The organism is Arthrobacter globiformis, from assembly GCF_003261175.1.
Classification (GTDB): domain Bacteria; phylum Actinomycetota; class Actinomycetes; order Actinomycetales; family Micrococcaceae; genus Arthrobacter; species Arthrobacter globiformis_A.
The window spans coordinates 65812-79409 of record NZ_QLNP01000007.1 but is presented as its reverse complement, the minus strand read 5'-3'; the positions used below and the strand labels follow the sequence as shown (position 1 = coordinate 79409).

The following is a 13598-nucleotide window of genomic DNA, read 5'->3' as shown; positions in this document are numbered from 1 at the left end:
TCCCTGTCCAGCAGTACTTCCCACGCAAGGATCAACCCGCATGTCGCTACCTTCCGCTTACGCTCCCTCTCGCGCCGCCGGTCCCCAAAAGGCGCAGAACCAGGTCCCCCGGATCGCCCTCGTCGGCGTGCACGGTTTCGGCGCGCGGCACCTGGCCAACCTGGCCCGGCTGGAGGCCTCCGGAGTGCTCGATTTCGTGGCAGTTGCGGACCCCCGCCCTCCCGCAGACGGAGTCCTGGACGGCTCCGTAGCCGTCTTCGAGACCCTCGATCACCTCCTTCAGGCGGGGACCGCTCCGGATGTCGTCATCCTGGCCACCCCCATCCAGACGCATGTTCCCCTCGCCATTGCTGCCCTGCGCGCAGGCGCGGACGTTTACGTGGAGAAGCCCCCCGCAGCGTCCCTGCAGCAGTTCCAGGAACTGCTGCAGGCCGCCGAGTCGGCAGGCCGGCTCGTCCAGGTTGGCTTCCAGAGCCTGGGATCTGGAGCGCTGCCCGCCATCCGGCGGCTTATCGCGGACGGGGAGATCGGTGACGTGCTCGGACTGGGCGCCTCGGGAACCTGGCTCAGGACGCGCGGCTACTTCAAGCGCTCGTGCTGGGCCGGCAAGCGGGCAATCAACGGAACCGATGTTGTTGACGGCGTCGCCACCAACGCGCTGGCACACGCCGTCGTGACGGGTCTGAGCATCGCCGCTGCCCGCACCCTGGATGATGTGGCCAGCGTGGACACCGATCTCTACCGCGCCCACCCTACTGAAAGCGACGACACGTCTGTGATCCGGGTCCTCACCTCCGCGGGACAGGTTCTCACTTGCGCCCTGACCCTTTGCGCCGCCCGGCAGACGCGTCCTTCCATCACTGTTTTCGGCACGGCTGGCAAGGCAGAGCTCTTTTACACGGAGGATGAACTCGTGGTGAGCACTGACCACGGCGAGCGCCGGGAAGTATTCCCCCGCACGGATCTGCTGGAGAATCTGCTGGAGGTACGCGCCGCGGGCGGGGAGCTGCTCAGTCCGCTGTCCGGCTCGGGAGCCTTTATGGCTGTGCTCGAAGCAATCCGAACGGCACCCGCACCGCAGCAGATCGACGACAGGTACATCAAGTGGGAAGGCAGCGGCGATGATGCCCACCCCGTCGTGGAGGGAATCGCTGAACTCATCGAACGGGCCGCTCTCGCCCAGGCAACGTTCTCCGAACTGGGCGCACCGTGGGCCAGACCGCTGGAGCCAGCCGCCATTTGCACGGTCGCCGGACGCGAAGTAGCCAGCTATCAGGATGGCAGCCGCATACGCCCCATCTCATCCCCGCGGCCTTACCTGCATCCGGTTCGCACGCTGGCCGGCACCGTGGTGACTGACCACCAGCCCACCGATCACGTGTGGCACCTTGGCGCCGGAGTGGCAGTGCAGGACGTCAACGGCATCAACTTCTGGGGCGGGCGGACGTACACGCGCGAGGCTGGCCGCTACGTCTGGCGCCCGGACCACGGCACGATTGTGCGCACCCCAACGAGCAGTGACTCATCCGGCGGTGCGCTGTCTGAGGTACTGTCCTGGAACGGACCCGACGGCGCCCCGGTCCTGGGGGAGCAGCGCAACTGGGCGTGGGCCGCCGTCGACCTTCAGACCTGGCGCCTGACACTCGACTTCACCCTGACGCCGGCGGGTGACGCTCCCGTCAGCCTGGGCAGCCCCGGTTCCAACGGGCGGCGGCTAGGCGGCTACGGCGGGTTCTTCTGGCGCCTGGCTTCCAGCGACGATGCACGTGTTTGGTCCCCGGCGGCATCCGGGGAGGCCGCTGTGCATGGATCCGTGAGCCAGTGGCTCGCGTGGAGCGGAACCTTCGACGAAGAACCGGCCACGCTGGTCTTCACAGCCCCGACGGATTGCCACGATCGGTGGTTCGTGCGGGTCGGCAGTTATCCAGGTGTCGGACAATCGCTCGCTTGGGAGGAGCCGGTGCTCCTGCAGCCCGGCGAATCGGTCACCAGGAGTGTCACCGTGTTCGTGTCCGATGCACGGCTTGGAACCGCTGACATTGACGCACTGGTGACGGGCATGGAGGCCAGCTCATGAACGCCGGGCAGGTTGGCCAGGCGCTGGCGGACCGGGCGAGAAAGCGGCGGCGGGTGCTGGACATTCTCGACGCCGCGGGGCGCGACTCGCTCCTGCTGACCAGCCACACCGCCCTCGCCTGGTATCTGGACGGCAGCCGCGTGCACATCAGTCTGGCGGGCGACCCGATCGCGGCGCTCCTCGTGGACCGGACCGGCGACCGCCTCATCACCTTCAATAATGAGGCGGAACGGCTCGCCGCCGAAGAGCTGCCACCCGGCGTCGAACTTCACACGGTTCCCTGGCACGGCCAGCTCACGGACGCCGTCGGTGCGCTGGCCGGACCCGTCGGGCCGCTGGCAGAGAAGAGCGTGGCCACGGAACTGCGGGCAGCCCGGCAGCCCATGCTGCCCGGCGAGAGTGCCCGCTACGCGCAGCTGTGCGCGGATGCCGCAGGCGCCATGACCGACGTCCTGTCCCGGGCGACGCCGGAGACCACTGAGTTCGAGGTCGCCTCCGCCCTTGCCGCACGGATCGTCGCGGCGGGTGCGGAGCCCCTGGTTCTGCTCTGCAACGGCAGCTCGCGCAACGCGTTCCGGCACCCGCTGGCCACCCACTCACCCTTGGGCCGCCGCGCCATGGCCGTGGTCTGCGCCCGGCGGCACGGCCTGGTGGCCAACGTGACCAGGTGGGTGAGGTTCGACGCCGGCACCCCCGACGAGCTCGACGCCGAGAAACGCATCGCGGCGGTTGAGGCGGACATCCTCGCTGCCACGGTTCCGGGCGCCCGGCTCGGCGGCATCTTCACCGAGATCCAGTCCGCGTACGCCCGGCACGGCTTCGGCGCCGACCAGTGGACGCTGCACCACCAGGGCGGACCCGCCGGCTACGCAGGCCGCGATCCGCGCGCCACCGCCGCCGCCGCCACGGACGACGTCGTGGTGCCCCACCAGGCCTTTACCTGGAATCCGTCCGGCCCGGGCGTCAAGATCGAGGACACGGTCCAGCTGACGGCGGCGGGAACCAGCGTCCTGACGCTCGACCCGCGGTGGCCGTCGTCGGACGTCAACGGGCTCCCCCGGCCGCTGACGCTGCAGCTTTAGCCCGGGATAACTCAGCAATGCAGACCAAACTCGGTAGCAGCAAAGGGCGTTCCCAGACCTGGGAACGCCCTGTGCTGCTACTTACTTGGGGTGACCGCGCTTGCTCGCGCGTACCTACGAGAGCCGGAACGCCGGGTCGGCCGGAAGGTCGAAGCTGCGGTCCCGCGGCTCGGGCAGGAGTGCCGCGGTGAAGCTGAACCCCAGTCCCGGGAGGCCCGTGCCGTAAAGGCGGCTGTTCCGGATCCGGACCGGCGACTGGCCGGCCAGAATGCCTAGCTGTTCGAAGGAGGCGTCCTCCACGTCCTCTACGCTCACCGCCTCGGCGAGGGTCAGGGCCAGCTGGCCGGACAGCTCGGGCAGCAGGTGCGGCGCCACCCGGATGCTGTTGGCGCGGGCCAGCTCAACGATGCGCCGGAACGGCGTAATTCCGCCCACCCGGATGATGTTGGGCTGGATGATGTCCACCGCCTCGGCCTCGATGAAGTCGCGGAAGCGGTAGATGGTGTGGAGGTTCTCGCCCAGGGCGATGGGCACCGGCGACTGCTTCCGCAGCCGCCGGTAGGCCGAGAGGTCGTCGGCGCGCAGGGGTTCCTCCAGCCAGTCCAGGCCGAATTCACCCAGCACGTCCAGGGCACGGAGCGCAGCGGGCAGGTCCCAGCGCTGGTTCGCGTCGATCATGAGCCGGCGGTCCGGGCCGAGCACCGAGCGGACCGCTGCCACGCGTTCGGCATCCTCCGCAAGGTCCGGCTTGCCCACCTTGATCTTCACGGCCCGGTGGCCCGCGGCCACCCACCGCTCGGTCTGCGCAACGAGTTCCTCGAGGGAGTAGTGCAGGTTCACGCCCGACCCGTAGATTTCCACCGATTCCTGGCGCTGGCCCAGCAGCCCGGCCACGGACACGCCCGCGGCACGGGCCGCCAGGTCCCAGAGGGCCAGATCGACGCCGGCCATCGCGATGGTGGTCAGCCCGCCTCCGCCGGCCTCGTGCAGCCGTTTCCAGAGCTGGTCCCAGACCATCTCCGGGTTGGCGTCCAGCCCGGCAATGAATGGGGCGATGTCATGGTCAAGGAGGGCCTTGACGGCCTGTGGCCCAATGGTGGGCGTCCAGGAAAAACCGTGCCCCGCACCGCCGTCGTCCGTGAAGAGGCTGGTGGCGATGATGTGGTTCTCCGGCGCATCAGCACCCCAGCTGCGCCGCAGCGGCACCGTAATCAGGCGCGAGTGGAGCCCCGTGATCTTGGCCGCCATCAGCGGCCGGCCAGCTCGTGGCCCTTGGCCAGGATTGCCTTAAGCTCCACGAGCTGGTCCTCGGTGGGGTCCACCAGCGGTGGCCGGACCGGTCCGACCGCCAGTCCGTTGAGGCGCAGCCCGGCCTTAATCAGGGAGACGCCAAAGCCCGGGGTCTGGTCCCGCAGGCGCACAAGCGGCGCGTAAAAGCCGTCGAGCAGGGCCTCCCGGCGGGCCTCGTCGCCGCTGGCGTAGGCGTCGTAGTAGGCCGTGGCGACCTCCGGTGCCATGGCGAAGGCCGCCGAGGAGTACAGCGGGATGCCGAGTCCGCGGTAGGCGCCCTGCGTCAGTTCGGCGGTCAGCAGGCCGTTGAAGAGCAGGAAATCCTCCCGGCCGCTGGCCTTCACGGCGGAGACGATCTCCTGGGCCAGGCCGACGTCGCCGATCCCGTCCTTGAAGCCGATCACCTTGGCGTTGGCGGCCAGCCGCGAAATAGCCTTGGCCGTGAATTTTGCCGTGCCGCGGTGGTACACAATCACCGGGAGGCTGCTCGCGCCCGCCACCGCCTCGATGTAGGCCACCACGCCGTCGGTGGGACCGGAGACCAGGTACGGCGGCAGGACCAGCAGCGCGTCGGCGCCCGCTTCCTCGGCTGCGCGGGCCGCGGCCAGCGCGTGGCCCAGGGGGCCGCCGGCGCCGGCGATGACCGGCACTTGGCCGTTGACGGTTTCGACGGCGGCCGCCACCACGGTACGCACCTCGTCGATGCTCAGGGCATGGAATTCGCCGGTTCCGCAGGCCGGGAACACCCCGCCGGGACGGTGCGCCATGCGGGAGGCGATGTGTTCCTTCAGGACATCAACGTCCACTGCGCCGTCGGCGCCGAAGGGGGTGACGGGAAAGAAAAGCACGCCGTCGAGTTTCATGTGGTCTCCTGTGATCCGGGGGTGGCTGGTCGTGTGGTGACTGGTCCTGTGGCGGCGCCGACCAGGACTTCCTCGGCTCGGGCTTCCTCTGTCCGGGCGAGTTCTGTGCGCCACGTGCGCCGGGGTTCCCAGCCGAGCAGCCGCTTGGCTTTGGCGATGGAAAAGGCGGGGCTGGTGCCGGTGAGTCCGGCGGCGTGCCCGGCACTGCCGGGCAGGAACCGGGGCAGAAGCGCGGCCAGCGGTTCGGTGGCCAGTGCATCGGCCGCGCCCACAAAGAAGGTCTCGCCGTTGGGGATGGACTCCATGTTCCGCAGGAGCACATCCAGGAAATCGGCCACGTCACGGGCATCCACGTAGTTGAAGAGGGCCGGCGCGGACAGGGCGGGGTCGGCGAGGCGTTCGCGGACGGTGTGCCCCTGCTGGGTAGGGGCACCCTCCCATTCCTCCGGCGAAATGACGTAGCAGGGACGAAAGGCCGCATAGCGGATGCGGCCTCCCTGGGCAGCTGCGAACATCTGCACCGTCTGTTCGGCAATCAGTTTCGACAGCGCGTAGGCGTTCCAGGGGCGGGGCGCCGTGGCCTCGTCCACCGGGAAGGAGTCCGGCAGCCAGCCGGCCGGTGAGCCGTAGCCCAGGACCGTGGGGCTGCTGGCCGTGATGATCTTCCCGATTCCGAGTTCGGTGGCCGCGCTGACCACCGCGAAGGCGAGGCGGGTGTTCGTGCTGAAAATGACCTCCTCGGGTGCACTGAAAGGCACGGCAATAGCAGCGAGGTGGATGACGGCGTCGGGCGCTGCGCGTTCCAGGAGGCGGAACGCCTCGCCGGGAACCAGCAGGTCCGCCGTTTCCTGCTCGACGCCGGCCGGAAACGTGCCGGCCGGGACAGCGTCGCGGTCCGCCGAGATCACCTCGTGGCCCGCCGCGGCGAGGCCCGAAACGACACTGCGTCCCAGCCGCCCGGCGCCGCCGGTGACAAGAATTCTGCTCATGGGTGTTGTTCCTGTTCCTGCTGCGTTCAGGCCCGGCCGCGGCGCAGTTCCACGCCCAGGCCGAGTTCGCTGATAAGGACGGGGAGCTCGGTTTCCAGCGACGCGTTGCCCGCGACGCCGACGGCTACTGAGCGCACGCCGTCGAGGTATCCGGACGGGCGTCCCAGCGGATCCTCGCGCGGGCCGTTGAAAAGGTCGGAAAGCAGGAGGTTGTCGCCGCCGCCGTGGCCGCCCTCGCCATTGACGATGGGCACTTCATAGGCGGGCTCCCAGTGGCGCTGGACCACGAGGCGCTCACCGTTGCGGCGTACGGCGTCGTCCTCCTCCACGGGCGTGGCGGAGGGGTCCACCACCGTCTTCTTGTCGGTGCTGTGGACGACGGCGGCACGCTCCACCACCTCCAGCTCAGCCCTGCCCTCAGTGCCGTTGACGGCAACCCGGTAGCCCTCCCAGGGGCTGTGTGCGTTCAGGGAGTAGCTGAGCGTGGGCCCGCCGTCGTAGTCCACCGTCAACGCCAGGTTGTCCTCAATGGTGATTCCCCCGGTGAAGACGTCCTGGTCCCGGCGGTAGCCGTCAAACTTCTCGTTGTCGTAGTACAGCTCGCGCAGCCGCTCGTCCTCGCGGAGGTCCAAGGCGAAGGGATCCCTGCCCTGGGAGCCGTCCTCCACGGGGCCTTCATCTGTGGTGCCGCGCTCGGGCCGGGCGCCGAGGCCACGCTCCGCGGCATTTTTGGCGCCGTAGAACCGTAGCCCGCCCGAGGCGTAGACCCGCTCGGGCACGTCGTCGATCCACCAGTTGACCAGGTCGAAGTGGTGGGAGGCCTTGTGGATGAGAAGCCCGCCGGAGTTCTGCTTGTCGCGGTGCCAGCGGCGGAAGTAGTCGGCGCCGTGGACCGTGTCCAGGACCCAGCTGAAGTCGACGGACGTGACCTTGCCGATCACGCCGTCCTGGATGACCTGCTTCAGCGCGCTGTTCCGCGGCGAGTAGCGGTAGTTGAAGGTGACCACCACGTTGCGGCCAGTGGCCGCCGCCGCCGAGGTGATGCGGCGGCAGCCCTCCGCGTCGATGGTCAGCGGCTTTTCGACGACCACGTCGGCCCCCGCCTCCAGCGCCTCGACGATGTAGTCGGCGTGGGTGTAGTCGGGGGTGGTGACGATGACGCGGTCGATCGCCTGGGCCCTGACGTATTCCGTCAGGTTTCCGGGCTCGAACGAGTCCGCTGCACCCTCCCCGCCGAGTTCTTGGATGAGCCGCTGGTAGTACTCCACGCGGCCGGGATTGGCGTCCGAGAGGGCCACCAGCTCGGCCACATCGGCGTGCTGGCCGAGGATGGCGCGGATGTACATTTCCGAGCGGCCGCCGGTGCCGATCAGGGCAATGCGGGACCGCGTTACCGGTGATTTCGTTTCAGGCTGCGGCTGCCGGGCGGTGTCGACATTGACCATGGGTGGGCCCCTTTCCAAAGGCGGTAGGCGGGCGGCTTGACGCCCTGCCCACATGAAGGAAGAATCCTGAGAAAGCGTTTTCTCGAAACGTTATAAGCTTTGTATCAAGACACCGGCCAGCGCGTCAACCATCTTTCAAAAAGCCGGGCGCGCAGCAGCAGCGGACCGTGTTAGCGTTCCGTGGCAGCGGACTGACGGCGGAGGATAGGAAGGAAACACATGGGCAGGAGAACCGGCAGCGGGCGTATCGGCATCGCGGACGTCGCACTGAAGGCCGGCGTCTCGCACGCCACCGTTTCCCGTGTGATGAACGGCAACTTCACGGTGGATCCCGCCATTGCCCAGCGCGTGCGGGATGCCGCGGCGGAACTGAACTACCAGCCGAATCCCGTGGGCCGCAGCCTTGCCCTGGGGAAGACCGACACCATCGGCATCGTGGTGCCAGACCTCGCCAACCCCACGTTCCAGGCCATCCTGCGCGGGCTGAGCATGGCCGCGGCCCAGGACGGATACCGCGTGCTCATCGCCGACTCCTCGGAAGTCTCCAGCGAGGAGGCGATTCTGGCCGGGGAAGCTCGGCGGCGCTGCGACGGGCTCGTACTGTGCGCGCCGCGCATGGGCGACGCCGAACTCGAGGAGCTGGCGCCGTCACTGCACCCCATGGTTCTGATCAACCGCAGCACCACGGAATCCCGCGTGCCAAGCCTTGAGGTGGACTACAGCCAGGGCGTGCAGGAGCTCGCGGAACATCTGGTGGACCTGGGGCATACCAGCATCGCCTTCCTGGCCGGCCCCGCCCGAAGCGCCTCCAACCGGGCACGCATGGCAGGGCTGGACAAGTTCCGGGCCGCACATCCCGGCGTCGAACTCCGGATGCTCGAGGGCGGCTCCAGCTTCGAAACCGGCCACGAAGCGGTGGACGAGGTGCTGGCCAGCGGGGCCACCGGTGTCCTCGCGTTCAACGACCTCGTGGCCATGGGACTCCTGAGTGGACTGCACGAGCGCGGCGTACGCGTTCCCGAGGATATCTCCATCACCGGCTTCGACGACATCCCTTTCGCCCGGTACACCACCCCGCCGCTCACCACCGCCGCGGTGCCGATCACGGAGCTCGGCGAACACGCCTGGCACAGCCTGCGGGCCCTGATCCGCAACGCCGAGGCACCCGAGGAGGAGTCCACCTTCCAACCGCGGCTGGAGATCCGAGGAAGCACCGGCCCCTTGGCAAAGTAACCTCCTGGGTCTGGAGGTTTGTCCGCGGGTTTCGGTCTGCCGACGGTTACGGCTTGGCCGGGACCAGGAGCACGTCGACGAGCTCCGTCAGGCCGCCGGCCATGTCCACTTTCTTGTCGTACAGCCACTGCAGCTGGAGGCCGTCGAAGGCGGCGATGACCAGCCTGGCGAGGGACTCCGCCGTAACATCAGACCGCACTTCCCCCACCTCCTGGCGCCGGCCAATGTCGAGCGCCAGCTCCTCCACCAGCTGGGAGTACCTGTCCTGGAAGTAGCCGTGCGAAGCGTGCCCGGGATCATTGGCCGTGGCCGATGCCACGGCGTAGAGCGTGGTCAGCCCGGGCTCCTTCTCGTTCCGTTCCGCCACGGACGCCAGAATGGGCAGGCCAAACTCGGCCAATCCCCCAAGGTCCCTGCTGCGGCGGTCCCGCTCGGCCAGCACCGCCGTCAGCAGCTCCTGCTTGCCGCTGAAGTAGTGGAAGAGCGTTGCTTCCTTGACCCCCACGAGCTCGGCAACGCGCTTGAGGGCCGTACCCTCAAAGCCTTCGGTGGCAAAGACATCGGTGGCGGTCTGGATGATCTGCTCGCGGCGTTCGGCGCCTTTGGCGTACTGCCCGCGGGGCTTGGAGGGAGACATTTCGACAGTTTATTTCACGGCCCCCGTTCACGGGCGACAAGTCAATATCCAGCAAAACCTAGTCACACTAGGTTTTTGGCGCTACGCTTTCTCAGAGGCCCAACGGTGGGTCACTTTTCGTCAGGAGGCAATGTGGCCATCGAATCCCTATCCGAAGAGACCGCGGCATCACCCGCGCTGTCATCAACCGCAGGACCGTCCGTCAAGGCACCGAGGGCCTACGTCATCGGCATGCCCATCGCCAGCGCCGGCCTCTGGATGGCCCTGCTCGCACCGGCCCTCGTCGTCCTCGCCATCAAGATCTCCGAGATCACCACCCCCGAAACCAGGGCAGGGGCCCTGAGCCTGGTGGCCGGCGTCGGGGCCGTCATCGCCCTGCTGGCAAACCCGTTCTTCGGACGCCTGAGCGACCGCACCACTTCCCGGTTCGGCATGCGCAAGCCGTGGATTGTTGGCGGCTCACTGATCGGACTCGGCGCACTGTTCTTCCTGGGCCTCGCCGGCGATGTAGCCGGCGTCCTGGGTGCCTGGGTGGTGGCGCAGCTGGGATTCAACGCCGCGCTGGCCGCCCTCGTTGCGACCCTTCCGGACCAGGCCGCCCCCGCCGAGCGCGGCCGCCTCTCCGGGCTCATCGGCATGACCCTGCCGATCGGCCTGGTGGCCGCGGCCTACTTTGCGCAGCTCTTCGACAACGCCTTCCAGATGGCGGTGGTTCCCGGCATCGTGGGCACCGCGCTGGCCATCGGCTTCGCGTTCACGTTCAAGGACCGTGTGCTCACTGAACGGCCGGCGCCCCTGAACCTGAAGGAGATCGTGGGGTCCTTCTACTTCGACCCGCGCCTTCACCCCGGCCTCGGCTGGGCCTGGCTGACCAAGTTCATGGTCTACGTGGGCTACTGCGCCGGCCTGCTCTACCTGCCGTACTTCTTCGCGGACCAGCTCCACGTGGCAGAGGAAAACATCGCCTCCCTGGTCTTCCAGGCCACCCTGGTCAGCTCCGCCGGAACAGTCGTCACCAGCATTGCGGGCGGCTTGATCAGTGACCGGATCGGCAAGCGCAAGACCCTTGTCATCGCCTCCAGCCTCATCATCATGGCCGGCCTCATCGTCATCGCCATGAGCCCCGGCACGGACCAGGTCCTCGTGGGCCAGGCGATCGTGGGCCTGGGCCTGGGCTGTTTCGGCGCCGTCGACGTGGCCCTCATCGCCGACCTGCTGCCCACCGACCAGACCGAAAATGCCAAGACCTTCGGTGTCTTCAACATTGCCCAGGCGCTCCCCCAGTCCATCGTTCCGGCAGTCGCCTTCCCGGTCATCGCCCTCGGCGGCTACCCTGCCCTCTTCCTCGGCGGGGCCGCCGTCGGCATCATCGGCGCCGTCCTCGTCACCCGCATCAAAGGAGTCAAGTAAATGAACCCCACACTGTCCGCACAGAAGACCTTCCGCGCCGCGAACGCGGAACTGCCGGCGGAAGCCGAGGCGCGCCTGCGCGAACTGGCCGGGAGCCTGAGCCTGGAACAGCAGGTCACGCTGTTGACGGGCGCCGACGTCTGGGCCACGCACGCCTTGCCGGAAATTGGCCTGAGCCGGATCGTGCTGTCCGACGGCCCCGCCGGCGTCCGCGGCGAAGACTTCGACGAGCGGCACGACTCAGTCTCCCTGCCGTCGTCGTCCGCCCTGTCCGCCACGTGGAGTGTGGACATCGCCCGCCGCTACGGCCAGGTCCTCGGCCAGGAGGCGCGCCGCAAGGGTGTCCACGCAGTCCTCGGCCCCACCATCAACCTGCACCGTTCCCCGCTGGGCGGCCGCCATTTCGAATGCATGAGCGAGGATCCGCGCCTCACCGCAACCCTGGCCGCCGGCTACGTTTCCGGCGTGCAGTCCATGGGCGTGGGCGCCACCCCCAAGCACTACCTGGCCAATGAGGCCGAGACGGAGCGCTTCACCTCCGATTCCGTGGTGGATGAACGGCCCCTGCGGGAGCTCTACCTGGCCGCTTTCGAGGACGCCATCACCGAGGCCCGCGCCTGGCTGGTCATGAGCTCCTACAACTCCATCAACGGCACCACGGCCAGCGAGAACAAGCTCCTCGAAACCCCTTTGTCCAGTGAGTGGGGCTTCGACGGCGTCGTGGTCTCGGACTGGACCGGCGTCCGTTCGGTGGATGCCGCAAACGCCCACCAGGACCTGGAAATGCCGGGGCCGGTGGGCCACTGGGGCGTCAAGCTGCTCGCCGCCGTCGAGGACGGCCGCGTCAGCCGGGACGCGATCCTGGAAAAGGTCACCCGTATCCTGCGCCTTGCCGCCAGGGTCGGCTCGCTCGAAGGCTTCGAGCCGGTCACCGCCTACCCCGCAGAGCTCGACGGCGCACAGGTGGCCCGAGAAGTGGCGGTCCGCGGCGCGGTGCTGGTCCGCAACGAGGGCGGCCTGCTGCCGCTCGACGCCGGCACGTTGGGCAGCGTTGCCGTCATCGGGCACAACGCCGAGGAGGCCCGCACGCAGGGCGGCGGAAGCGCCACGGTCATGCCCAAGTACAACGTCTCGCCGCTGGAGGGCCTGCGCAAGGCACTGCCTGACGACGTCACCGTCACCTACGCCCGCGGCGCCAAGGTGGCGGAGGGGCTGCAGCCGTTCGCCCGCAACGCCCTGCACAACCCGGTCAGCGGGGTGCCCGGCATGCGCGTCACCTTCCTGGCCGCCGACGGTACGGAGATTTCGGGCGAGGACCGGCTGGCCTCGCACCTGATTTGGTTCGGCGTCGGCATTCCGGAGGGAACGGCGGCCATCCGCATGCAGACCGAATGGACAGCGGAATCCGCCGGCGTCCGCCACCTCGGCGTGGGAACGGTGGGCCACATCGCCGTCTCCATCGGCGGCATCGAGGTCTTCAAGGGTGAACTGGAGGACGGCACCGATGTCCTGGGCGCCGCCCTGTTCGATCCGCCCCAGACCATCCACGCCTTCGAGGCCGCCGCCGGCCAGCGGTTCGCCATCGACGCGCTGTACCAGCTGCCGCCGCAGCAGGAGATTCCGCTGACGGCCATCCTGCTCGGCGAGGAGGCCACCGTCGCCGACCCGCAGGCCGAGATCCGGGCGGCCGTCGAAGCGGCACGGACGGCGGATGTCGCGGTCGTCGTGGTGGGCACCAACGCCGCCATCGAATCCGAGGGTTTCGACCGCAAGGACCTGGACCTGCCCGGCCACCAGAACGAGCTTGTTGAGGCCGTGGCCGCGGTCAACCCGCGCACCGTCGTGGTGGTCAACTCCGGTTCTCCGGTGCTGATGCCGTGGCTGGACAGGGTCAGTTCGGTGCTGCTGGGCTGGTTCGGCGGGCAGGAGTTCGGCACCGCGGTGGCGGACATCCTGCTCGGCAAGGAGGAGCCCGGGGGCCGGCTGCCCACCACCTGGCCGGCCGCGCTCGAGGACGTACCCGTGCTAAACACCACGCCCGTTGACGGCAAGGTGGTCTACACCGAGGGCATCCACGTGGGCTACCGCGCCTGGCTCAAGCAGCAGGCCGCTGGCGGTGCCGCTCCGCTGCTGCCGTTCGGTTTCGGCCTCGGCTACACGACGTTCGAACTCGGCACCGCGCACGCACCGCAGTCCGTTCCGGCCGGCCAGGACCTCGTGCTGCACGTCCCCGTCCGGAACACCGGCACGCGCACCGGCCGCGAAGTGGTCCAGGTCTACCTGTCCCGTGAGGATTCGGCGGTGGAGCGGCCGGTCCGCTGGCTGGCCGGGTACGCCGGGACCCACCTGGCGGCAGGCGGCACGGACACCGTTGAGGTGCGGATCCCGGCCCGCGCGTTTGGCCATTACGACGGCGGCTGGCAGGTTGAGCGCGGCTCGTTCCGTCTGCTGGTGGGGCGGCACGCGGCGGACGACTTCCAAGCGATGGAGGTCGAGGTCCGCTAACCCCACTGCGCTTTGGAGTTCTTGTCCAGGTATCGCGAGTTGCCCCCCCTTTGGGGCCATTATCTGG

General features: G+C 68.6%; 10 protein-coding genes. 5 read left to right on the top strand and 5 right to left on the bottom strand.

The window, feature by feature from the left end; translation table 11 throughout:
• The first annotated feature begins 40 nt into the window (after positions 1 to 40).
• Both DBZ45_RS01130 and DBZ45_RS01125 read left to right on the top strand, forming a co-directional pair.
• A complete protein-coding gene (locus DBZ45_RS01130) occupies positions 41 to 2077 on the top strand; it encodes a DUF6807 family protein (RefSeq protein WP_111902145.1) in 2037 nt (678 codons plus the stop codon).
• Positions 2074 to 3159 carry a M24 family metallopeptidase gene (locus tag DBZ45_RS01125; protein ID WP_111902144.1) on the top strand — a complete coding sequence of 362 codons (1086 nt, stop codon included), beginning with the start codon at positions 2074 to 2076 and terminating at the stop codon, positions 3157 to 3159. The genes DBZ45_RS01130 and DBZ45_RS01125 overlap by 4 nt, the downstream gene beginning before the upstream one ends.
• 114 nt (positions 3160 to 3273) lie before the next feature.
• On the opposite strand, the gene DBZ45_RS01120 is transcribed toward DBZ45_RS01125, so the two are convergent.
• Genes DBZ45_RS01120 through DBZ45_RS01105 form a run of 4 tightly spaced genes read right to left on the bottom strand, consistent with a single transcriptional unit; the run spans position 3274 to position 7746 of the window.
• The gene (locus tag DBZ45_RS01120) at positions 3274 to 4407 is read right to left on the bottom strand and encodes a mandelate racemase/muconate lactonizing enzyme family protein (RefSeq protein ID WP_111902143.1); all 1134 of its coding nucleotides are present in this window, start codon (positions 4405 to 4407) and stop codon (positions 3274 to 3276) included.
• Positions 4407 to 5312 (bottom strand): 5-dehydro-4-deoxyglucarate dehydratase, encoded by a 906-nt coding sequence (locus DBZ45_RS01115; RefSeq protein ID WP_111902142.1) that lies wholly within the window; start codon positions 5310 to 5312, stop codon positions 4407 to 4409. Before DBZ45_RS01115 ends, DBZ45_RS01120 begins: the two co-directional genes overlap by 1 nt.
• Positions 5309 to 6301, bottom strand: a complete 993-nt coding sequence (locus DBZ45_RS01110; protein WP_111902141.1) for an NAD-dependent epimerase/dehydratase family protein — start codon at positions 6299 to 6301, stop codon at positions 5309 to 5311. Before DBZ45_RS01110 ends, DBZ45_RS01115 begins: the two co-directional genes overlap by 4 nt.
• A 26-nt stretch (positions 6302 to 6327) precedes the next feature.
• On the bottom strand, positions 6328 to 7746 hold the full coding sequence (locus DBZ45_RS01105; protein ID WP_111902140.1) for a Gfo/Idh/MocA family protein: 1419 nt from the start codon (positions 7744 to 7746) through the stop codon (positions 6328 to 6330).
• Between the two features lie 219 nt (positions 7747 to 7965).
• On the opposite strand from DBZ45_RS01105, the gene DBZ45_RS01100 reads away from it, so the two are divergent.
• Positions 7966 to 8979, top strand: a complete 1014-nt coding sequence (locus DBZ45_RS01100) for a LacI family DNA-binding transcriptional regulator (RefSeq protein WP_111902139.1) — start codon at positions 7966 to 7968, stop codon at positions 8977 to 8979.
• Positions 8980 to 9025: 46 nt separating this feature from the next.
• Here DBZ45_RS01100 and DBZ45_RS01095 read toward each other — a convergent pair whose 3' ends face one another.
• Positions 9026 to 9616 carry a TetR/AcrR family transcriptional regulator gene (locus DBZ45_RS01095; RefSeq protein WP_111902138.1) on the bottom strand — a complete coding sequence of 197 codons (591 nt, stop codon included), beginning with the start codon at positions 9614 to 9616 and terminating at the stop codon, positions 9026 to 9028.
• Between the two features lie 132 nt (positions 9617 to 9748).
• On the opposite strand from DBZ45_RS01095, the gene DBZ45_RS01090 reads away from it, so the two are divergent.
• A complete protein-coding gene (locus tag DBZ45_RS01090) occupies positions 9749 to 11026 on the top strand; it encodes an MFS transporter (protein ID WP_111902137.1) in 1278 nt (425 codons plus the stop codon).
• The gene (locus DBZ45_RS01085; protein WP_111902136.1) at positions 11027 to 13531 is read left to right on the top strand and encodes a beta-glucosidase family protein; all 2505 of its coding nucleotides are present in this window, start codon (positions 11027 to 11029) and stop codon (positions 13529 to 13531) included.
• Positions 13532 to 13598: the final 67 nt, after the last annotated feature.

Excerpts from the sequence above, each read along its gene's own strand:
- DBZ45_RS01095 (WP_111902138.1), bottom strand. The coding sequence starts at position 9,616 with ATGTCTCCCTCCAAGCCCCGCGGGCAGTACGCCAAAGGCGCCGAACGC.
- DBZ45_RS01100 (WP_111902139.1), top strand. The coding sequence starts at position 7,966 with ATGGGCAGGAGAACCGGCAGCGGGCGTATCGGCATCGCGGACGTCGCA.
- DBZ45_RS01130 (WP_111902145.1), top strand. The coding sequence starts at position 41 with ATGTCGCTACCTTCCGCTTACGCTCCCTCTCGCGCCGCCGGTCCCCAA.
- DBZ45_RS01115 (WP_111902142.1), bottom strand. The coding sequence starts at position 5,312 with ATGAAACTCGACGGCGTGCTTTTCTTTCCCGTCACCCCCTTCGGCGCC.
- DBZ45_RS01110 (WP_111902141.1), bottom strand. The coding sequence starts at position 6,301 with ATGAGCAGAATTCTTGTCACCGGCGGCGCCGGGCGGCTGGGACGCAGT.
- DBZ45_RS01125 (WP_111902144.1), top strand. The coding sequence starts at position 2,074 with ATGAACGCCGGGCAGGTTGGCCAGGCGCTGGCGGACCGGGCGAGAAAG.
- DBZ45_RS01105 (WP_111902140.1), bottom strand. The coding sequence starts at position 7,746 with ATGGTCAATGTCGACACCGCCCGGCAGCCGCAGCCTGAAACGAAATCA.
- DBZ45_RS01120 (WP_111902143.1), bottom strand. The coding sequence starts at position 4,407 with ATGGCGGCCAAGATCACGGGGCTCCACTCGCGCCTGATTACGGTGCCG.
- DBZ45_RS01085 (WP_111902136.1), top strand. The coding sequence starts at position 11,027 with ATGAACCCCACACTGTCCGCACAGAAGACCTTCCGCGCCGCGAACGCG.